The 20,105-nt window shown below is 68.6% G+C and carries 16 protein-coding genes; 6 read left to right on the top strand and 10 right to left on the bottom strand.

Going from position 1 to position 20,105, the window contains the following annotated elements; all coding sequences use genetic code 11:
* Positions 1-102: 102 nt before the first annotated feature.
* On the top strand, positions 103-1,287 hold the full coding sequence (locus tag KY572_RS24465) for a TonB C-terminal domain-containing protein (RefSeq protein WP_224245366.1): 1,185 nt from the start codon (positions 103-105) through the stop codon (positions 1,285-1,287).
* A gap of 12 nt (positions 1,288-1,299) precedes the next feature.
* Here the strand turns inward: KY572_RS24465 and KY572_RS24460 are convergent, their stop codons facing one another.
* From KY572_RS24460 to epmA, 3 genes are read right to left on the bottom strand one after another with little or no spacing between them, the layout of a single operon-like run.
* Entirely contained in the window at positions 1,300-1,965 is a 666-nt protein-coding gene (locus KY572_RS24460; protein ID WP_224245365.1) for an inorganic pyrophosphatase, read from the bottom strand.
* Complete coding sequence (locus KY572_RS24455; protein ID WP_224245364.1) at positions 1,962-2,696, bottom strand: lysophospholipid acyltransferase family protein; 735 nt, start codon at positions 2,694-2,696, stop codon at positions 1,962-1,964. The genes KY572_RS24460 and KY572_RS24455 overlap by 4 nt, the downstream gene beginning before the upstream one ends.
* Complete coding sequence (gene epmA / locus KY572_RS24450) at positions 2,693-3,697, bottom strand: EF-P lysine aminoacylase EpmA (protein WP_224245363.1); 1,005 nt, start codon at positions 3,695-3,697, stop codon at positions 2,693-2,695. Before epmA ends, KY572_RS24455 begins: the two co-directional genes overlap by 4 nt.
* A gap of 30 nt (positions 3,698-3,727) precedes the next feature.
* Between epmA and KY572_RS24445 the strand changes: the two genes are divergently transcribed.
* The gene (locus KY572_RS24445; RefSeq protein WP_224245362.1) at positions 3,728-5,446 is read left to right on the top strand and encodes a chromosome segregation protein SMC; all 1,719 of its coding nucleotides are present in this window, start codon (positions 3,728-3,730) and stop codon (positions 5,444-5,446) included.
* Positions 5,447-5,494: 48 nt separating this feature from the next.
* Here the strand turns inward: KY572_RS24445 and KY572_RS24440 are convergent, their stop codons facing one another.
* Positions 5,495-7,942: an RCC1 domain-containing protein gene (locus KY572_RS24440; protein ID WP_224245361.1), complete on the bottom strand. Its 2,448-nt coding sequence runs from the start codon at positions 7,940-7,942 to the stop codon at positions 5,495-5,497.
* Positions 7,943-8,181: 239 nt separating this feature from the next.
* Between KY572_RS24440 and KY572_RS24435 the strand changes: the two genes are divergently transcribed.
* From KY572_RS24435 to KY572_RS24425, 3 genes are all read left to right on the top strand, one after another.
* The gene (locus tag KY572_RS24435) at positions 8,182-9,678 is read left to right on the top strand and encodes an ATPase domain-containing protein (RefSeq protein ID WP_224245360.1); all 1,497 of its coding nucleotides are present in this window, start codon (positions 8,182-8,184) and stop codon (positions 9,676-9,678) included.
* Positions 9,679-9,680: 2 nt separating this feature from the next.
* Entirely contained in the window at positions 9,681-10,046 is a 366-nt protein-coding gene (locus KY572_RS24430) for a response regulator (RefSeq protein WP_224245359.1), read from the top strand.
* A gap of 79 nt (positions 10,047-10,125) precedes the next feature.
* The gene (locus tag KY572_RS24425) at positions 10,126-11,403 is read left to right on the top strand and encodes an alpha-amylase C-terminal beta-sheet domain-containing protein (protein WP_224245358.1); all 1,278 of its coding nucleotides are present in this window, start codon (positions 10,126-10,128) and stop codon (positions 11,401-11,403) included.
* 1 nt (position 11,404) lies between these two features.
* Here the strand turns inward: KY572_RS24425 and mtgA are convergent, their stop codons facing one another.
* The 6 genes from mtgA to KY572_RS24395 form a co-directional block, all read right to left on the bottom strand.
* Positions 11,405-12,265 (bottom strand): monofunctional biosynthetic peptidoglycan transglycosylase, encoded by an 861-nt coding sequence (gene mtgA, locus KY572_RS24420; protein ID WP_224245357.1) that lies wholly within the window; start codon positions 12,263-12,265, stop codon positions 11,405-11,407.
* Between the two features lie 21 nt (positions 12,266-12,286).
* A complete protein-coding gene (locus tag KY572_RS24415; protein ID WP_224245356.1) occupies positions 12,287-12,922 on the bottom strand; it encodes an alpha-ketoglutarate-dependent dioxygenase AlkB in 636 nt (211 codons plus the stop codon).
* A 105-nt stretch (positions 12,923-13,027) separates the two neighbouring features.
* Complete coding sequence (locus tag KY572_RS24410; protein WP_224245355.1) at positions 13,028-14,080, bottom strand: SPFH domain-containing protein; 1,053 nt, start codon at positions 14,078-14,080, stop codon at positions 13,028-13,030.
* Positions 14,081-14,266: 186 nt separating this feature from the next.
* Entirely contained in the window at positions 14,267-15,067 is an 801-nt protein-coding gene (locus KY572_RS24405; protein WP_224245354.1) for an ABC transporter permease subunit, read from the bottom strand.
* 2 nt (positions 15,068-15,069) lie between these two features.
* The gene (locus tag KY572_RS24400) at positions 15,070-15,987 is read right to left on the bottom strand and encodes an ABC transporter ATP-binding protein (RefSeq protein ID WP_224245353.1); all 918 of its coding nucleotides are present in this window, start codon (positions 15,985-15,987) and stop codon (positions 15,070-15,072) included.
* Positions 15,984-18,302 carry a glycosyltransferase family 39 protein gene (locus tag KY572_RS24395; protein ID WP_224245550.1) on the bottom strand — a complete coding sequence of 773 codons (2,319 nt, stop codon included), beginning with the start codon at positions 18,300-18,302 and terminating at the stop codon, positions 15,984-15,986. The genes KY572_RS24400 and KY572_RS24395 overlap by 4 nt, the downstream gene beginning before the upstream one ends.
* 439 nt (positions 18,303-18,741) lie before the next feature.
* On the opposite strand from KY572_RS24395, the gene KY572_RS24390 reads away from it, so the two are divergent.
* Entirely contained in the window at positions 18,742-20,094 is a 1,353-nt protein-coding gene (locus KY572_RS24390) for a hypothetical protein (RefSeq protein WP_224245352.1), read from the top strand.
* Positions 20,095-20,105 lie beyond the last annotated feature (11 nt).

Raw genomic sequence — 20,105 nt, 5'->3', positions numbered from 1 at the left:
CGCGGAGAGTATCATCCCGCGCGTGGGGGCATCCTCATGCTCCACGCTCCGCCCGACCGGCGCCGAGCGCGATGGAGCGACCGCGTTTAGATCCAGGACTCCATGTCGCCGGCACCTCCCCGTCGCCTGCTGCTCGCCCTCGCCCTCAGCATGGGCGTGCACGCACTCGCGTGGCTCCTGCTGGCGGCGAACGCGCGGGATGCCGCGAACCGTCCTCCTCCCCCTCCTCCGGTGACGCTCGAGTTCGTGGAGGTGGAGGTCTCCCCACCCGCTCCGCAGCCTCCCGAGCCACCGCCTCCTCCTCCACCACCCGCTCCGGCGCCACCACGCCCCCCACCCAGGCCGGTCGTGGAGGCGCCTCCTCCACCTCCACCGCCTCGCCCCGCGACGCCGCCCGAGGCGACGGCTCAGGTTGCCGAGCCTCCTCCTCCCGCCAGCGACGTCCCGCGCGCCGACATGCCCCTGGCGGCGGATGCGCCCCGTGCCGACAGCCTCCGTCTCACTCCCAGTCCCAGGCTCATCCCCTCCCCGTCCCTCACTCCGGGCGGTGGGATCGCCGTGGGCCCGGTGGATGCAGGAGTCCCCTCGGGAGGGCTCCCCACCCAGTCCGCGCAGCAGATCGTCGACAACCTGGCCCTCAACAGCCTGGGCAAGGGCAAGGTGGAGCGTGGGCTGGTCCACCCCTACTTCACCCAGCTCGGCAAGAGCCTGCTGAAGGCCTGGGATGCGGAGCGCGCCGTCACCTCCCAGGGCCTCAAGGGGTTCCTGGAGCAGGCCCAGGAGAACAGCAAGGCGTGGAACAGCATCTGGCGGGACCGGGCCGCCGCCTATGGCTCCTCGGGCTCGCCCCTCGAGGCGGATGCCGCCGACAAGCCGAACCGCCGGCCGCCCAGCGGAGACCCCAACCTCAACGCCCGCCGGGAGATGAGGCAGCAGATGCGAGAGCAGTTCCTGGCCACCCGCCGCGCCATCATCCGCGTGGTGCAGGACACGCAAGGGCAGCTGCTCGAGGTGACGCTCGTCTCCCCCAGCAACAACGTCCAGGTGGACAAGGAGGCCATGAAGGACGTGCGCGCCGCCGCCGAGCAGCTCCCGCCCCCTCCTCCCGAGGCGCTCGCCGGCCGGCAGACGCTCACGAGCCTCTGGCAGTTCGAACTCATCATCTCCATCACCCCGCCCGTGCCCACGCTCAGCTTCGAGTTCGACGAGGCGCTGCAGTTCGTGGACATGCGGCTGCCACTGGACCGCCGCATCACCAAGCGGGTGCGGCTGCTCTCGGTCCAGTGAGCGGAGGCGGGCTCAGCGCTTGCGGCGATTCGCGAGCAAGGTGCCCGACTTCCCCGTTCCATAGAGGCGCTGGTAGTCCTTCAGGCTGCGCCGGATGACCTCCAGCGCCTCGGGCCTGTCATACACCTCGGCGATCTCCACCTTGCGCTTCCCCTCGCCCGGAATCTGCTTGTACGTGAGGAAGTAGTGCTTGAGCCGATCCAGCATCGCCCGGGGCGCCTGGGCCATGTGCTGGATCTCTCCGTAGGCCAGGTCCGACTCCAGCACCGCGATGATCTTGTCGTCGGCCTCGTTGCCGTCGATCATCCGGAAGCCGCCGATGGGCACCGCGTGCACCAGCAGGTTGCCGCTGGTGATGGCCTTCTCCGTCAGCACGCAGACATCCATCGGGTCTCCATCCCCCTTGATGTCCTTGTAGCCGGTGCGCTCGGCGGCGCGCTTCGCCACGTTCGAGCCACAGTACGTCTGCGGGATGAAGCCGTAGGGCGTGGGGCACTGGCTGGAGAACTGCTGGGGCCGGTCCAGCCGCAGGATGCCCGTCTCCTTGTCCAGCTCGTACTTCACCGCGTCCGTGGGGACGATCTCGATGTACGCGGTGATCCGCTCGGGCGCGTCGGCGCCGGGGCTCACGCCGTGCCACGGGTGGGCCTGGAATGCGTGCTGCGGGGGCTTCTTCATGGTCTGTCTCCTGAGAGCTCGCACGCCTCGGCGTAGAGCTTCGCAACGGTCTCTTCCAATCGATGCGTGAGCGCCTCGCGGTCATCCACGGTGAGCCCCTGCGTGGAGATGGGCTCGCCGATGACCAGGGCCGCGCGGTGTCCCCACCGGATGCCCAGGCTGCCCTTGGGCAGGATGAGGCGCGTGCCGGACACCGCCATGGGCACGATGGGCACCCCCGCCTGGATGGCGAACACCGCGGCGCCCTTCTTGAAGGGCTTCAGCTTCCCGTCCGAGTTGCGAGTGCCCTCGGGGAAGAACATGACGCTCACCCGCTCGCGCACCGCCGTCACCGCCTCCGAGAGCCGGCTCTTGTCCGAGTCGCTCCCGTCGCGGTCCACGGGGATGTTGCCGGCCAGGCGCATCGTCTGGCCGAAGACGGGGATCTTGAACAGCTCGCGCTTGGCCACCCACCGCGTGTGCTTCCGCACGTGGGCGAAGAAGAGGATCACGTCGTAGTTCGACTGGTGGTTGCACACGAAGACGACGTTGCCCTCGGGCAGGTGCTCCAGGCCGCGCGCGGTGTGGGTGGCTCCGGCGGCGGCCATCATCGAGCGGCCCCAGTAGTACAGCAGGCCGTCCGCATCCCGTGGATCGCGGATGGAGAGGATGGACGTCAGCGGCGAGGTGACTCCCGTGAGCCCCGCCGCGACGACATCCGAGAACACCGTCTTGAGGAAGGCTGGAATCACACGAACTCGTGGGCGGGAAAGAGGAGGACGTCCGTGATGCTGGAGACTCCCATCAGCAGCATGAGGATACGATCGAGCCCCACGGCGATGCCCGAGGAGGGCGGCATGCGCCCCACGGCCTCCAGGAAGCGCTCGTCCAGCGGGTACACGGGGCGGTTGAGCGACCTGCGCAGCTGCTGCTCCTCCACGAGCCGGGCGCGCTGCTCCGCCGCGTCCGTCAGCTCGGAGAAGCCGTTGGCCAGCTCCAGGCCCTTGGCGTACAGCTCCACGCGCTCGGCCACCGTCGGGTCTCCCGGCTTCAGCCGCGACAGCGAGGCCATGGAGGCCGGGTACTCGATGAGGAAGGTGGGCCGCTCCATCCCCAGCCCTCGCTCCACCTTCTGCAGGAAGAGGTGGAAGAAGACATCATCGAAGCTCGTCGCGTCCCAGGTGCGGACCCCCACCGCCTCGGCGGCGCGCTTGAGGGACAGGCCGTCCGGGCAGGCGCGCAGGTCCACCCCCGTGGCGCGCAGCACCGCGTCCCGCACGGTGACGCGCTCGTAGGGCACGCGGGTGAAGAAGGCCGGGTCCGCCCCGGGCTCACCCTGCGTCGCCGAGCGCCCCGCCTCGGCCAGCGCCTCCTCCAGGTCGCGCATGATGGCGTGGTAGTCGGCGTGGGGCCGGTAGAACTCCAGCATGGTGAACTCGGGGTTGTGCGTGAGGGACACCTCCCCGTTCCGGAACACCTTGCAGATCTGGAAGATGGGCCCTGCCCCGTCGGCGAGCAGCCGCTTCATGGCGTACTCGGGGCTGGAGTGCAGGTAGAGCGAGCGGGGCTTGCCCACGTCCGTCTCGGGGATGAAGGGAGCCTCGAAGGCGTTGATGTGGGGCTCCATGCCCGGGACGGGCACGAGCAGCGGGGTCTCCACCTCGAGGTACCCCTGGCTGGCGAAGAAGCGCCGGAGGGCGGCATGGAGCGCCTGTCGGCCGGCGGCGGCTCTCCAACGGACTGGATTGGGCATGGGCCCGGCGGAAGTTACATTGCCCCCCACATGCACCCAAGGCTTCCCTTCCTGCTGGCTGTTGCCTTCTGTATCAGCGCCTGTCCCAAGGCGCCCCCACCCGCTCCGCCCCCCGTGCCCACGGAGACGCAGCGCCTCACCACCGAGGTGAAGGACCTGGCTGCCCAGGCCCAGGCGCTGCTCGAGACCCAGAACCGCCTGGTGTGGGAGCTCTGGACGGAGGGCAAGCCGGTGAACATCGCCGCCACCTACCAGGGCAAGGAGGCGCTCTTCTCGGTGGAGAACATCCGGAAGATCGACCGGCTGCGGCAGCTCACCGAGGATCCGCGCGAGGTGCGGGCGTACACGGCCCTGCAGTCGCACTTCGCGGGGGAGTACCTGGCGCGCGAGCTGGCCGAGTACAACGACGCCATCGCGAACCTGGAGGCCTCGCTCACCTTCCCGGTGGACGGCCGGGAGGTGCGCTACCGGGACCTGGAGCGCCTGCTGGCCAACGAGAAGAGCGCGGTGAAGCGGCGCGCGCTCTACGCCGCGGCGGTGCCGGCCATCGAGCGGCTGAGCCAGTCGCTGCGGCGGCGCGAGGAGCGCACCGAGGTGCTGGTGAAGGAGCTGGGCTACGCCTCGTACGAGGCCTTCGGGGCGGAGCTGCGCCAGGCGGACCTGAGCCGGCTGAGCGTGCTGGCGGAGGAGATCCTCAAGGCCACCCAGGAGCCGTACCGCACGGTGATGGAGCGGCTCTCGCAGCGCGAGCTGGCCCTGCCCTTCGCGAGCATCACCCGCGCGGACATTCCCCGGCTGTTCCGCTCGCGCGAGGTGGAGGACGCCTTCCCGAAGGAGGGCTCGATGCTGCGCGTGCACGGCACGCTGCAGGGGATGGGCATCGACCTGACGGAGATGCCCAACATCTACCTGGACGCGAGGGAGTTGCCGCGCAAGAACCCGCGCCCGCTGACGCTGCCCATCGAGGTGCCGGGAGACGTGCGGCTGTCGGAGAAGCCCGCCGGCGGCGTGCTGCACCAGGCGCGCCTGCTGCATGAGGTGGGCCATGCGCTGCACTACGGCTTCACGCGAGAGCAGCGCTTCGAGCTGGCGAGGCTGGGCAACCCCACGGTGGGCGAGGTGTACGCGGCGCTCTTCGAGGATCTGCTGGAGGATCCGGTGTGGCTGGAGGAGCACGCGGGGGTGAGCGGAGACCAGCGGGCGCAGTACCTGGCGGCCTCGAGCGCGCACAAGCTGTTCCTCATCCGGCGGGCCGCCGGGCGACTGCTGTACCAGCTGGGGCTGCACCGCCAGGAGGGCGTGGAGGCGAAGGAGCTCTACAAGGCCATCATGGAGCGCACGGACGCCATGCCGCTGAAGCCGGAGGACGAGGCGCGCTACCAAGTGGACCAGGAGGACTTCTTCCAGTCGGCGGACAACTTCCGGGCGTGGTTCCTGGCGGGGCAGCTCCAGGGCCAGCTCAAGGCCCGCTTCGGCCCGGCGTGGTGGCGCAGCGCCGAGGCCGGCACTTTCCTCAAGGGTCTCTGGGCGAGCGGCAACGCCCTGTCCGCGAGGGAGGTGGCGCAGGCGATTGGCGAGCAGGGTATCGAGCCGGACGTGCTCCTGCTGCGCCTGGGCACGACGCTCCAGGTCCCCATCACCCTGGACACGAAGACGAGCGACGCCCCCCCAGCGCCCGCGCCGGCGCCCGCCCCCGCACCGACCACGGCTCCACCGGAGCCAAGCAGCGCTCCGGACGCTGGAAAATAGCCGGGGCCCACACATCGACCGGGCGCCGCCGTGACGCGGCCCCGTCTTTCAAGGCAGCAAGACCGTGACGGGTACCGGCCGCCGCCACGACGTCCCATCCCCCAGCTGACCGTAGTCAGCTTCTCCCCAGGACCAGACGGTGCCATCGCTGCGCAGAGCCAGTGAGTGGCGTGCGCCTGCCTTGACAGAAGTGATGCTGGTCAGGCCTACGACCTCCGCCGGATAGAGTCGATTGGCCATCGCCCCATCGCCCACCTGACCGTTCCCATTGAATCCCCAACCCCTGACGGTGCCATCGCTGCGCACTGCCAGCGAATGCACGTCTCCCGCGGCAATGGCAGTGATGCTGGACAGCGCGGTCGAATGCCAGGGAGAGAGCCGGCTCTCGGTCTTTCCATCCCCCAGCTGACCGCCTCCGTTGGCGCCCCAGGCCCAGACGGAGCCATCGCTCTGCAGGGCCAACGCGTGCAAGCCCCCTGCGGCGATTGCCTTGATTGTCCCCGGGCCGGACACTCTTGCAGGTGAAGAGCGGGCGTCGGTGGTTCCACTCCCGAGCTGGCCCTCGGCGCTGGTATGGCCCCAGGACCAGACACTCCCATCATTGCCAAGGGCTAGCGCGAAACCGTTCCCCACGGATATGGAGGCGATGCTGCTCAGCCCCGAAACCTGAAGCGGAACAAGGGTGGGCAGCGAACGATAGCTAATGCCGCCCCAAGCCCAGACAGTGCCGTCGTTGCGTAACGCCAATGAGCCGTTCCCCCCAGCAGCAATGGCTGTGACGTTGGTCAGGCCAGATACCTGCACAGGCACTGATCGATTGATGGCCGTTCCATCTCCCAGCTGGCCAAAGAAGTTGTCCCCCCATGCCCAGACCGTGCCATCGCTGCGCAAGGCCAATGAGTGGTGGGTCGCTGCAGCTATCGAAGTCACGCCCGAGAGCCCTGAGACTTGCACAGGAGTGAGCTTCTCTGTGGTCGAGCCATCACCAAGTACGCCATCGAAATTGGATCCCCATGACCAGACGGTACCGTCATCTCTCAGGGCCATGGAGAACGAGTACCCAGCACTGATTGCGCTCACTCCCGTCAGCCCCGGGATCTGCGCGGGCACCAGATGTCTGGGAGACACTCCATCTCCGACCTGCCCGCTGCCGTTGCTGCCCCAGGCATGCGCGGTTCCATCACTGCCGAGGGCCAATGAGTGAACCCCACCTGCCGCAATGGCGGTGATCCCGGCAACTCCAGCCACCTGCTTGGGGCTGAGCCTGTCAACGAGCGTTCCATCTGCGACCTGCCCGGAACCATTGAAGCCCCACGCCCAGACGGAGCCGTCGCTCCGCAGCGCCATGGAATGGGCGGCCCCCGCGGCAATCGCAGTGATATTGGTCATCCCAGGTACCTGCACGGCAGTGAGCCGACGGCTCGTCGTGCCATCGCCAAGCTGCCCCCACATATTGGAGCCCCAAGCCCAGACGGTGCCGTCGCTCCGCAGCGCCAGTGCGTGGAAGGTACCTGCACTGATGGCCATGATGTTGGTCAACTCCGCAATCTGCCTTGGAGCGGGATGATCGCTGGTGGTGCCATCTCCAAGCTGACCATCACTATTGACGCCCCAGGCCCAGGCCGTACCGTCGCTACGAAGAGCGAGCGAATAGTCGGTCCCCGCGGCGACGGCCGTGACCCCCGACAAGCCAGGCACTCGAATGGGAGTGGGAGAGCTCGTGGTCGTCCCATCCCCAAGCTGGCCCTTGTCGTTGAAGCCCCAGGCCCAGATGGTCCCATCACTGCTCAGCGCCAATGAGTGCTCAGAGCCGGCCGCAGCGGCGGTGATTCCGTTCAGCCCGGGAACCTGAACCGGGACCAGTTGATGGGTGGTCGTCCCGTCCCCCAGCTGGCCCTTTCCATTATCCCCCCAGGCCCAGAGCGTCCCATCCGCACGCACGGCCAGGGAGTGGAAGCCACCCGCCGCAAGAGCCGTGACACTATGCAGCCCTGCGAGCTGGACTGGGATGAGACGGTCTGTGCTGGGATCAAAGACGGACTGAACACTGCCCCAGGCCCAGACCGTACCGTCGCCGCGGAGAGCCACCGAGTGGCGGGTCCCAGCGGCGAGAGCGGGAGTCGGGCAGCGGTTGGCTGAAATGCTGAACGACCTGGACGCCGAGAGCTCGGTGTCGTTCTTGACCGTCACGGTGACGGTCACCGGCCCTCCCGCGGGCACGCACCGTGGCGCCGTCCACGTCACATCGCTCGAGGTGTTGGTGCTCGTCGGAGTCCCGAGCGTCCCGATGCTGGCCGTCCACTCGAAGCGCAGCGGGCTTGCCTCGGCGTCCTGCGCCGTGACGTGGAAGGCCACCTCTGCCTCAGCCAGCACCTGGGTCGCCGACTGTGTGCTCTCGAGGATCGTCGGAGGCGCACTCGGTTCGACCTCCGGAAGCGAAATGCAGGCAGAGGCAAGGAGCAAAACCAAGGGAGCAGCAATCTTGAGTGGGGGCATATCTCGCCTGCCGTGCAGAGTTCGTTCCACCGTCTACTCCGCTTCTCCCCTTCAATCCAACCGAGGGGTAAGAGGCTCCACCGTCCGGATTGCGAGACCGTCAGTCTCCACCTGGAGACGGTCGCTCTCCCATCCAGTTTCCAACCCTCACCTCCCTCCGCTGCCACTCGCCTCTTTCCGGAGATGGCAAGTCAGAGCAGGCATGCGATACGTGGGGACCTTCAGCCTCCCAGCACGCGATGACCGAGAACAGACCCACACAGACCGAGCGTGTCCCGACTGGCGTCCCGGGCCTCGACACCATCCTCCGAGGAGGCTTCGTCCAGGGCGGCGTCTACATGCTGCTGGGCATGCCCGGCGCCGGGAAGACCATCCTCGGCAACCAGGTGTGCTTCCACCACGTCCGCGCGGGAGGCCGAGCCCTCTACGTCACCCTGCTCGCCGAGTCCCACACGCGCATGATCGGCAACCTGCGCCCGATGAGCTTCTTCGAGCCCGCCCTCATCCCGGACGCCCTGGCCTACCTGAGCGCCTACTCCGTGCTCGAGGAGGGAGGGCTGGACGCCCTCATCAACCTCATCCGCCGCGAGGTGAAGGCGCACGAGGCCACCCTGCTGATCCTCGACGGCCTGGTCGCGGCCGAAGAGGTCGCCCCGACGGAGCGGGCCTTCAAGAAGTTCATCCACGCCCTCCAGGTGATGACGGGCATGGTGGGCTGCACCACCCTCCTGCTCACCACCGGTGGCGGCAAGGGCCTCAAGGCCGAGCACACCATGGTGGACGGCCTGCTCATCCTCCGCGAGCGCACCTTCGGCGTGCGCGCCGTGCGCGAGCTGACCATCCGCAAGTTCCGCGGCAGCGGACACCTCCGAGGCCAGCACACCTTCGACATCACCGACCGCGGCATCGTCGTCCACCCCCGGCTCGAGAGCCTGGTGGAAGAGAGCTTCCAGGACCAGCCCGCGAAAGGCCGGACGGCCTTTGGCATCCCGGGCCTGGACGACATGCTCCACGGAGGCGTCTTCCGAGGCTCCTCCACCATGCTCTTCGGTACGCCCGGCAGCGGGAAGACCCTGCTGGGGCTGCACTTCCTCGTGGAGGGCGCACGCCAGGGAGAGCGCTCCCACTACTTCGCCTTCTACGACAGCCCCCAGCGCACGCGCGAGCTGACCGCCGGAGTGGGCCTCCAGGTGGACTCCCTCCTCGACAAGGGGCTGCTCGAGCTGAGCTACCGCCCCGCGACGGAGAACCGGCTCGACGCAATCGGGAGCGAGCTCATCTCCCTCATCCGCGAGCGCGGCGTCCGCAGGCTCTTCATCGACGGCTTCGACGCCCTGAGCAAGGCGGTCGTCCATCGCCCGCGCATCTCGCGCTTCATGGCCGCGCTCGTCAACGAGTGCCGCGCCCGCGGAGTGACGATGGTGTTCAGCGTCGAGACGGCGTCGCTCTTCGGGCTCGAGCTGAAGTTCCCCGTCCGGGGAATCTCGATGATCTGCGAGAACATCCTCTTCCTGCGCTGCGCGGAGGTGGGCCCGGGGCTGAGCCGCTTCCTCGCCGTCCTCAAGCTGCGCACCAGCAGCCATGATCCCTTCCTGCGCGAGTTCCGCATCACCCCCGAGGGCCTCTCCGTCGGCGAGCCCATCGAGGACGCGCAGCTGTTGATGACGGGCCTGTCGCTGGCCTCCTCCACCCACCGCAAGTCCCACAAGTTCCGGCTCAAGCGCCGAGGCACGTAGGTATGGGGCCCATCCTCATCGTCGATGACGAGTTCGGCATCGTCGAAGCCCTCTCGGACTTCCTACAGGACGAGGGCTACCGGACGGTCATTGCGCTCAATGGCCGGCAGGCTCTCGAGAAGATGGCGGCGGAGCGGCCGAGCCTGGTCCTCCTGGACTACATGATGCCGGTGATGAACGGCCCCGCCGTGCTGGAGGCCATGAAGGCCGATTCCCTCCTGAGCGCTGTGCCCGTGGTGCTCATGAGCGCCAGCCCTCCGAGATCCTGGAAGCACCTGCCGGCGACCGCGTTCCTGCCCAAGCCCTTCGGCCTCGCGGAGCTCGTCGAGCTCATCCAGCGCACCCTGGGCCCCCCCAGCACACGGTAGTGCTCGATTCCCTCCCTCCCACATGGCCCGAGGCTTCCCAGGCATGCCATAAGCACGCTGCCTTCACCAAGGAGCCGACATGCTGACTCACCTGAAGAAGACCTGGATGGCCCTGACCGGCCTTCTCGCGTTCGTCCTCATCGCCCCGCTGGCCAGCGCGGGCCCGCTCGACGGCAACAGCAGCGACGTCATGCTGCAGGGCTTCCACTGGTACTCGTACCAGACGTATCCGTGGTGGGGCGTCATCCAGAACAACGCGGCCACCATCAAGAACGCCGGCTTCACCATGGTGTGGCTGCCGCCCCCCAGCGACGCCGGCTCCAACGAGGGCTACCTGCCCCGCCGGCTCGAGGTGCTCGACAGCAAGTACGGCTCCGCCACGGACCTGCGCAACGCCCTGGCCGCGCTGAACGGCCAGGGCGTGAAGCCCATCGCCGACATCGTCATCAACCACCGCGTGGGCACCACCAACTGGGCGGACTTCACCTTTCCCACCTGGGGCTCGGACTCGGTCTGCGGCAATGACGAGTGGGTCACCACCCAGCCCAAGGGCGCCGCCGACACCGGCGACGGCTTCAACGCCGGGCGCGACATCGACCACACCAAGACGTACGTGCAGAACAGCATCGTCGGGTGGATGAACAACACGCTGAAGGGCGCCGGGTTCGCCGGCTGGCGGTACGACTACGTGAAGGGCTACCACGGCTCCTACGTGGGCTCGTACAACTCGCGCACCTCGCCGTACTTCTCCGTGGGCGAGCTGTGGACGGACCTGGACATCAACAACCCCAACCCGCACCGCCAGCTCATCATGAACTGGATCGACGCCACGGGTGGCCGGTCCGCCGCGTTCGACTTCACCACCAAGGGGCTGCTCCAGCACGCGGTGCAGAACAACGACTTCGGCAAGCTTCGGGACTCGGCGGGCGCGCCCGCGGGCGCCATCGGCTGGTGGGCGGCCAGGTCCGTCACCTTCATCGACAACCACGACACCGGCCCGAGCTACCCGAGCGGCGGCCAGAACCACTGGCCCTTCCCCGGCGACAAGGTCCTCCAGGGGTACGCCTACATCCTGACCCACCCCGGCATCCCCACCGTGTACTGGGTGCACTACTTCGACTGGGGCACCGCCACCCGCGACGCCATCAAGCGGCTCATGGACATCCGCAAGGCGCAGGGCATCACCAGCACCTCCACGGTGAGCATCCAGGTGGCGGACGGCTCCAAGTACGCCGCCATCATCACCGGCAGCACCGGCAAGAAGGTGGCCGTGAAGATCGGCTACGGCGCCTGGGCTCCCTCCGGCACCTGGACGCTGGCCACCTCCGGCACCAACTACGCCGTGTGGACGCAGTAGCTCAGGCGTCCTCTTCGTCGGTCGAGTCCTCGGCCTCGGGCTTTCCGCTGAGGATTCGATCGATCTCCGCCTGAGCCGCCGAGCCCTGCTGGGGAGAGATGCGCTTCACCGCCTGCATCTGCTCGATGATCCAGTGGGCTCGGCGCTTCAGCGCCCTGGAGCCGGACTTCGGCGAGCGCTTCCTCGGGGCCGGCAGCATCGCCGCGAGGATGGCGCCCTGGGCCACGCTGAGGTTGAGGGCCGAGACGCCGAAGTGCTCCCGCGCGCCCGCCTCGATGCCGTAGACGCCGTCCCCCCACTCCACCACGTTCATGTAGATGGCCAGGATGCGGCTCTTCGTGAGCTCCGTCTCGAGCCGCCGCGCCAGCACCAGCTCCTTGGCCTTCCGAAGCAGGCTGCGATCGGTGGACAGCCACAGGTTCTTGGCGAGCTGCTGGGTGATCGTCGACGCCCCTCGGCCCAGCTTCCCCTCCTTCCACGCCTCCTCGAGCGCCTTCTCCAGCTCCGCGGTGTCCACGCCCTCGTGGACATAGAAGCCCGCGTCCTCGGACATCAGCACCGCGTCGATCACGTGCTTGGGCACGTTCGACATCGACACCCAGTGCTGTCTCCGCCGTGGCTTGCGCCCCGCCTCCCGAGCCTCTTCCGCCCGCTGCTCGATGAGCGCCGTCGTCTCCGGGTTCTTCTTCTGCAGGGGTGCCGCGTCCGGAAGGGTCAGGTACTCGTAGGCGGCGAACGCCAGCAGGGCCACCAGGGCCAGCGCCAGCACCCGGCGCCAGGTCCACTTCCTCCGCTTTCCCGGCTCCACTCCCGGTGGAACCTGTCCCGGAACATCGGCTCCAGGCTCGTGACGGCTCTCCATGAAGGCCCCTCTACCTCGAAATCAGTGCGAGGGCACCGACTCCTCAGGCTCGGCTCCGGCCGGCCGCGCCGTGCTGTCACCGGGGGCGCGCGCCGAGGCCTTCCGCTCGCGCAGGGTGCGGAACGTGATGGAGTACCGCGTCTGCTTCACCGCGGGGATGCTGTGCTGCCACGCGCCGCGCGCCTCTCCACCCAGCACGTAGACCGAGCGCGGCTGGAGCTCCTGCTCATAGGTGCGCCGCTCCTCGCCCTTGCCGCGCTGGAAGCGCATCCGGCACGCGCTCCCCAGCGAGACGCCCACCACCTTCGGCCCGAACATGGGCGCGTCCCGGTGCCAGCCGATGGTGGCCCCCGGCGTGTACTCGCTCACGAGCGCCTCCACCAGCCGCTCCGGCACCTCGCCCATCAGCTCCGCGCACCGGGCCCTGAGCGGCAGGAGGTAGTCCGGCATGGGCGGCCCGGGCTCCACCTTCCAGCTCTCGTAGCCATAGAGCCAGCCGAAGTGCGCCGTGCGCCGCCGAGCCACCTGCCCCCGCATCCGGATCTCCGCGAACGCCACGGCGCGCATGTGCTCCAGCAGCTCGCGCTCCTCCGCTCCCGTCAGGAAGTCGGGAAGGTAGACGAGGCCCTCGGGTCGCTCTGAGTCCTGTCCTGCCATGGCTCCAACCTGCGCATGCATGCCCGAACCGGCATCGCGGGCGCTCGAAATGACAGAGGCCCCCACCCTGCGTGCGGTGGAGGCCTCCGGACTCTCGAGACGGGACTACAGGAGCTTCATCAGCTCCGCGCGCTTCGCGTTGTACTCCTCATCCGTGAGCACGCCGGCATCCTTCAGCTCCTTGATCTCCTTCAGGCGCTGAGCGGGGCTGCGCGTGTCGGCCGGGGGCGCCGCGGCCTCCGCCTGGGGCGGGGGACCCTGACGCTGCTGCTGCTGGTTGTTGTTCATGAACATCTGGGCCATGCCCATGCCCATGCCCATGCCCATGCCGGCCATGGCGCCGTCCGAGCCGCCGCCACCGCCCTTGGCCATGCCCTCGGCCGCGCCCAGCATCGCCTGGCCCTGCGCGTACTGCTGGAAGCCGCCGGCCACGCGCGAGTAGGCCACGTCCTTGGAGAACTTCTTGAGGGTCGCCTCGTCCTCCTCCTTGATGCTGACGTGGAAGTTGCCCAGGCGCACCACCGTGAGGCCGTAGGTGTCCACGTGCGGCTTGATGCCGGCGATGACCTCGGTCTCGATCTCCTCGGTGTACGCGCCGCTCGTCACGTCCAGCAGCGGCCAGCGCTTCTTCACCAACAGCTCGGCGATGCGATCCTTGGTGACCTTGAGGACCTGGCTCTTGAACCAGCCCAGGAAGTCCTCGTTGCTGGAGCGGCCCATGCCCACCAGGCCCACCACCAGCTTCTCCGGCTCCGTCACGCGGATGGAGAAGTCACCGTACACCATGGTGCCGATGCCCAGGCCCGTCTCGGGGTCCCTCACGTCGCCGATGGGGCCGCCGAACTTCACGCCCGGGTGCTCGCGCGTGGAGACGAAGAAGACCTCCGTCATGAACATGTTGCCGCCGGTGAAGCTCTCCAGCAGCCGGGACAGGAAGGGGATGTTCTTGCTGTCCAGGGTGTGCCGCCCCGGCCCCAGCTTGCCCTCCACGCGGCCGTCCTTGACGAAGAGCGCGATCTCGTCTGCGTCCACGGTGAGCTGGGTGAGCATCCGGATGTTCTTCTCCGGATACTTGTAGATGATCTCACCCTTGGCTTCGTCCGCCCGGGCAATGAAGTTGCGCTTCGCTTCGCCCTTGATCGAATCGAATAGACCCATCGTGTTCGTTTCGCCTCCGTGTCGACCGCGTCACCTACAGAAACCCACGCCGCCGCGTCTTCCATACGGATAGCGGCCCGGGCCATTACATGCTCGCCCATCGGTGGGGGAACCGTTGCCCGCAAGATGCCAGTTTCACTGGGATTTGCCTAGCCGACCGAGCAAGCGCCCGTCGACCCGGGCCGATCAGCCCCAGCGGCTGATGAGCCGCTCGCGATCGAGCAGGCGGATGCTGGCCACCAGGAGCACGGCGTCCAGCAGCAGCACCACCACGCCCTGCACGGCGTAGTAGCCCACACCCGCGGTGAGCCAGCCGGCCACCTGGCCGCCCACCAGCCCCACCAGGGGCAGCACCACGAGGGCGGAGAGCTGCTGGGCGGTGCGGGCCTCGGACACGCGCGCGGAGATGAGCACCGCCACCCCGTTGCCGAAGAAGGCGAACAGCGGCGCCAGGATGAAGATGCCGAAGGACCACAGCGCATTGGGCATCAGCGGCCCCCTCACCAGCGGCCACGCCACGATGTCCACGCCGATGCAGAACAGGATGAAGGCCACCCAGGAGATGCCCACCGCGGGCACCAGCGAGGCCAGGCTCTTGCCGGCCACCAGCTCCGCGGCCGTCACCGGCGAGGCCAGCAGCGGCTCCAGCGTGCGCCGCTCCTTCTCTCCCGCCACGCTCTGCGAGGAGATGAGGATGGGCACGAAGACAGGCATCACCAGGAACATGCCGAACCAGTCGGTGAGCGTCCGGTCGATGAGGAAGCGCGCCGCGTTGGCTCCCAGCGGCAGGGCCCGGTCGTAGTACTGGGCGATGACGCGCAGGTTCGGATCATCCGGCCGCTGGGCGTACGTCCACACCACGCCGATGGGCACGAAGATGAACACCAGCGGCAGCATGCACATGGACAGCAGCAGGCCGATGTTCTTGCGCAGATCCAGGAAGTCCTTCCAGAAGACGGCCAGCGCGCGCTTCGGTCGGAACGCCATGCTCACACCCTCCCCTGGCGGATCAGCTCCAGGTAGACTTCCTCGAGCGGCCGGTGCGAGGGCACCGCGCTGTGCACCCGCGCGCCCGCGTGGACCAGGCACGCGAGCACCTCGGGCGCCTGCGCGTCGTCCGTGAGCATCACCTTCAGGCGCGAGCCCTCGTGCAGCACGTTGGGGGCGAAGGGCAGCGCGGCCAGGGCCGGCAGGAAGCTCCCGGCGTCCCCCTCCACGCGGATGTCCAGCGCCTGCCCCGAGCGCCGCAGCTCTCCCAGCGGCGCCAGCGCGAGCAGTCGGCCCTGGATGATGGCCACCCGCGAGCACAGCCGCTCCACCTCCGCCAGGTTGTGCGAGCACAGCACGATGGTGCGCCCCTCGGAGGCCAGCTCCGCCACCGCGTCTCGCACGGCGCGCGCGGACTCGGGATCCAGCCCGGAGGTGGGCTCGTCCAGGAAGATGACCTTCGGGTCGTGCACCAGCGTGCGGACGATGGCCAGCTTCTGGCGCATGCCCTTGGAGAAGCCGCCGCACGGCTCGTCCTCACGCCCGGCCAGCCCGAAGCGCTCCAGGTAGCTCCGCGTCCGGGGCCACACCGTCGCCTCGTCCAATTCGTGCAGCTTGATGAAGAAGCGCAGGTTCTCGCGCGCGGTCAGCCTGTCATACAGGCCGGGCTGCTCGGTGAGCAGGCCCACGCTGCGCCGCAATTCCTCGCCCTGGGTGCGCGCCGAGAAGCCCCACACCACGGCCTCGCCCTCGGAGGGCTGGAGCAGGCCGGTGAGCATGCGCACCGTGGTCGTCTTCCCGGCCCCGTTGGGGCCCAGCAGCCCGAACACCTCGCCAGGGCGCACGTCGAACGTCAGCCCCTCCACCGCCGTGCGCGCGCCAAAGCGCTTGGCGAGCCCCTGGACCTGGATGCCACTCAATCGATGGCCACCAGGACGAACTTGTTGTTGATGCCCCGGTCGATGACGGTCACCTTCTTGTCCGAGCCAATGGCGTTGGTCAGGATGCCCAGGCGGTTGTGCTCGACGAGCGCCCACTCGCGGCCGGGCTGGGCCGCGAAGTTGCGCATGCGCTGGTTCGAGTCCCCGGAGCGGAACTGCTCCACGGTGTTGCGCGAGTAGAACGTCTCTCCGTGCCAGTTCATCATGAACGCGGCGATGGGCTCGCCGGGCTTGGCCTGGCGCCAGTAGCGCCAGAACAAATCCCGCTGCGTCCAGTGGTGGGACAGGTCCACCCAGTGGTTCCAGTTGAACCAGAGCGCGAAGCTGAAGGTGAACATCCAGAAGGTGCCGAAGAGCATCACCCGCGAGCGGCGCAGCGCGCCCACCACGGTGAGCGTGCCGCCCACCGCGAAGCCGATGCCCATGGCCTTCTTCACGTTCACCGGCTCCATCAGCGCACGCAAGAGCGCATCCGAGCCCACGGACGTGGAGAAGCCCCGCCAGGCGAGCAGTCCACCCGCGATCACCCAGGCCGCCGCGAGGCCGGCGTTCCACAGGCGCTCCTCCTTCTTGGAGCGCAGGGCCACCCAGCCGCTGAAGGCGCCCACTACAATCAGGGCGATGCCGAGCAGGCCCAGGGAGGACACCTTGCCCTCATTGGCCACGGAGATCAGCGCCACGCCTCCGCACAGCAGCAGCAGGAGCGCCACGGTGCGCGCGGCGGGGGTGTGCTCCTTGGGGTCCTTGGAGAAGAACGCGTCCATCGAGGTGTACACCCCGAGCGCCAGGAGCACCATCGTGGCCAGGTCACCCATCCACAGGGAGCGCGAGGTGAAGAAGGCGATGGGCTTGTTGACGAGGTCGGCGGGGTACGGCCGGTCGTAGTTGTAGACGAAGAGGTCCGTGAACTCCTTGGGGTTCTCGGCCATGTCCTTGCCCACCAGGGCGAAGAGCACCAGGCCGAACAGCAGGCTCACGGCGTGCTCGGCGGGGCCCTCGTGCCAGAGGCGATCGATGAAGAGGGCGATGAGGATGGCCAGCCCGGGGAGGACGGGGAACACATAGTGGTGGAACTTCGTGGCGCTGGAGGCCATCAGGAAGAAGCTGAAGGCCACCCACACCACGGCCAGCAGCGCCAGGTGGTCCGCCTTGGACGCCGAGCGCAGCCGCAGCCGCGACACGACGGCGAAGGCTCCGGGCAACAGCGCCACCCACGGGAAGATGGCGTAGCCGCCCTGCTCGATGAAGTAGGTGAAGGAGCCGCCCGGCGTGGTGGTGTGCACGCCCGCCGTGAGGCGGTTCAGGTGGTCATGGATGAAGAAGCGGTAGAAGAAGTTCTTGCCCTCGTCATCCACGCCGTCGAACAGGCTCAGGGCCAGGTACCAGGGCACGGCCACCGCGGCGAACACGAGGATGCCGGTGCCCAGCCGCATCCGGAACATCTGCCCCCAGAGCACGGGCATGGGCTTCTTGCCCTCGCGCACCTCCTTGCGAGCGCTGCGCTTGAGCAGCCAGAGGATGTGCTCGCGCCCCGCGTCCCAGCTCCAGGGGATGACGGCCAGCGCCGCGTACACCACCAGCAACGCCGCCGGCATCAGGCCCAGCAGGCCCTTGGCCAGCACCGACAGGCCCAGGAAGACATAGAAGGCGTACCACCAGGCCGTGCGCCGCTTCGTCGTCTCGTCCAGCTGGGCGATGAAGGCGCACGCCATGGCGCAGATCATCGTCGTGACGAAGGGCGTGTCCGTCACCGCCTGCCGGGTGAGCAGGAAGTACAGCGGCATGGTGGTCAGCACGAAGGCCGTGGCGAGCCCCGCCCGCCGGCTCACCACCCGCGACACCGCCAGCGTCAACAGCGCCACCGCCGTGACACTGAGCAGGCCGAACGGCATGCGCATGCCCCACTCGGTGTAGCGGGCCAGCTCGCCCGTGCCGCGCAGCGCCCCCACCACCTGCATCCCCAGCGCCTGCATCCACATGGTCAGCGGCGGCTTGGAGAAGAACCACGCGTTCTCGTAGAAGGGGTACAGGTAGTCCTGGCGCATGACCATCATCCGCGCCACTTCGCCGTAATGCGTCTCCCAGGGGTCCCACAGGCCCACGGCGCCGATGTAGGGCAGCAGCAGCAGCGCCGCGAACCCACCGCCCAGCAGCAGGGTGCGCAGCGTCAGCGGCAGGGTCCCCCAGCGCTGGATCCACTTCTCCTCGTGGAGCTTCTTGCCGAGGATGCCCTCGACGAAGGACTCGGGCTCCTTCTCCGGCTGTGACGTAGTGTCCGCCGGAGGGGCCGCCACCGGGGCCTGCTCGGCCTGGACCTTCTCCGCTGTAGGCGCTGCCGCCTGCTGCGCGTCCGCCGGCAGGGACTTCTCCGCCTGCTGCGCGTCCGCCTGCCGAGCCGGCTCCGCCTCCTGGGGCTTGTCGGCCTCCTGGGGCTTGTCCGACTGCTGGTTCTCCGCCTGCTTCTGCTCGCCGTCACTGGCCACGGAACAGGATGCCTCCGTCTGGATGAGGCCCGCCTACACCCCGGGTCGCGGCCTTATACCCCCCGTACCGCCCCGGGTCGACCTCCACCTCTGTGCCATGACCGCGTCACGGCTGCCGTGCAGTGTGCCGGACGCTGCACACTCTGCGCGGCAAACCCGCGAATGCTCGCTCTCTGGGCAAGGGGCACGGGGTTTGAAGAAGCCTCCAGGGCCGGCCCCGGCCGAGACGGGGTCTGATGTGGGAGGCGAGATGATCATCCAGGCAGTCGCACTCAGCTGGACCCTGCTGCTCTCGCAGGTCGAGGGCCAGGAGAGTGCCCCCCCGCCCGGGACACCGCAGGAGGGAGTGAGCTCCGACCCGGGCACGACACAGCAGCAGCCCACCGACACACCCGCTCAGAAGCCGTCCCCCGCTCCGAGCGCGCAACCGGGCGGCCCGGTCAGCGACCTGACGGGGCTCCTGACGCCGGAGGAGCCACGCCCCTCGCTCCGGTATGACCAGCCCATCCTCTGTACCCGGCTGCCGTCCACCCAGCAGGTCCCCTCCGGCGAGTACCGGATGCAGTGCGACCCGGTGACGCGCCGCTGCCTCATCGCCCCCGCCCACGAGCTGGACTCCAGCGGCGAGGAGACGGACCGCCCCCTGCTGCGTACCTCCTACTGCGACCGCTCCGAGGTCAGCGCCGAGACGCGCGTCCAGGAGGGCTACCGCTTCGTCCCCGCCATCGCCGAGTCGCCTCCGGGCTGGTACCGCGACGAGCAGGGCCGGGTGATGCAGTTCAACTTCGACTTGCACCGGCGCATCTACCTGGGCGGCGCGTGGGCGCCCCTGCTGCGCCACGGGAACGACGTGGTGACCGATCGCGTCCGGGTGGACTTCGGCATCCGGACCGAGTTTCCGGGAGGCGAGGAGGACCACCGGCTCCACCGGCTCACGTTCCTGGACACCGAGGTGTACCTGGGCCAGTCGAGCCTGGACTTCACGCTCGTCCGCTACGACTTCAACGTCGAGCGCAAGGTGCCGCTCTTCCGCATCACCACGTTCTTCGGCAAGCCGCGCCGCTACGACTTCGGGCTCAACCTGGGCGCCTGGGTCGAGGCGCTCCACCAGGAGTCGATCGAGCGCGAGGACTCCGAGCTGAGCGTGCTCACCTGGGCCGCGGTGCACGGCACGCTGGACCTGTGGCACTCGGAGGACCTGGTCTCCTTCGTCCGGCTGCGGGCGGGCCCGTCCATCGAGCGCGACCGCACGCATGGCATGAACACGCTGGTGCCCACCGCCGCGCTGGAGGGCGATCTCACCCTGGACACGGACGGCTTCCACCACCTGCTCTTCAGCGCGGAGGCGGAGCAGGTGCTCCTGGGAGACCGGGTGGAGGGCCGCCCGCTGCGCCCCGAGCGCCTGAGGGTCCGCGCCGGCTACGAGCTCATCCTGCTGGCCATCAACGATCAGCCCGTGAGCCTGGTGGTCGACGGGCGAGGAACCTGGCGCAGCGACATCCCCCGAGTGGCCGCGAAGTGGGAGTGGTCTGGCAACGCGGGGCTGCGCGTCTCGCTGTGGGCTCCGGCGCGGCGGAGCGCTCCGCTGGCGAGCGCTCGCTAGGAACGGGACGG

It is taken from the genome of Hyalangium gracile (assembly GCF_020103725.1).
Taxonomy (GTDB): domain Bacteria; phylum Myxococcota; class Myxococcia; order Myxococcales; family Myxococcaceae; genus Hyalangium; species Hyalangium gracile.
Note: the sequence above shows the minus strand (reverse complement) of the source record. Positions and strands in the feature narration are given on the sequence as shown.

What these genes read in the sequence shown, in the direction of transcription:
- KY572_RS24445 (WP_224245362.1), top strand. Translation starts at nt 3,728, where the DNA reads ATGCACCCAAGGCTTCCCTTCCTGCTGGCTGTTGCCTTCTGTATCAGC.
- KY572_RS24405 (WP_224245354.1), bottom strand. Translation starts at nt 15,067, where the DNA reads ATGGCGTTCCGACCGAAGCGCGCGCTGGCCGTCTTCTGGAAGGACTTC.
- KY572_RS24390 (WP_224245352.1), top strand. Translation starts at nt 18,742, where the DNA reads ATGATCATCCAGGCAGTCGCACTCAGCTGGACCCTGCTGCTCTCGCAG.
- KY572_RS24440 (WP_224245361.1), bottom strand. Translation starts at nt 7,942, where the DNA reads ATGCCCCCACTCAAGATTGCTGCTCCCTTGGTTTTGCTCCTTGCCTCT.
- epmA (WP_224245363.1), bottom strand. Translation starts at nt 3,697, where the DNA reads ATGCCCAATCCAGTCCGTTGGAGAGCCGCCGCCGGCCGACAGGCGCTC.
- KY572_RS24460 (WP_224245365.1), bottom strand. Translation starts at nt 1,965, where the DNA reads ATGAAGAAGCCCCCGCAGCACGCATTCCAGGCCCACCCGTGGCACGGC.
- KY572_RS24425 (WP_224245358.1), top strand. Translation starts at nt 10,126, where the DNA reads ATGCTGACTCACCTGAAGAAGACCTGGATGGCCCTGACCGGCCTTCTC.
- KY572_RS24465 (WP_224245366.1), top strand. Translation starts at nt 103, where the DNA reads ATGTCGCCGGCACCTCCCCGTCGCCTGCTGCTCGCCCTCGCCCTCAGC.
- KY572_RS24415 (WP_224245356.1), bottom strand. Translation starts at nt 12,922, where the DNA reads ATGGCAGGACAGGACTCAGAGCGACCCGAGGGCCTCGTCTACCTTCCC.
- mtgA (WP_224245357.1), bottom strand. Translation starts at nt 12,265, where the DNA reads ATGGAGAGCCGTCACGAGCCTGGAGCCGATGTTCCGGGACAGGTTCCA.
- KY572_RS24410 (WP_224245355.1), bottom strand. Translation starts at nt 14,080, where the DNA reads ATGGGTCTATTCGATTCGATCAAGGGCGAAGCGAAGCGCAACTTCATT.
- KY572_RS24435 (WP_224245360.1), top strand. Translation starts at nt 8,182, where the DNA reads ATGACCGAGAACAGACCCACACAGACCGAGCGTGTCCCGACTGGCGTC.
- KY572_RS24430 (WP_224245359.1), top strand. Translation starts at nt 9,681, where the DNA reads ATGGGGCCCATCCTCATCGTCGATGACGAGTTCGGCATCGTCGAAGCC.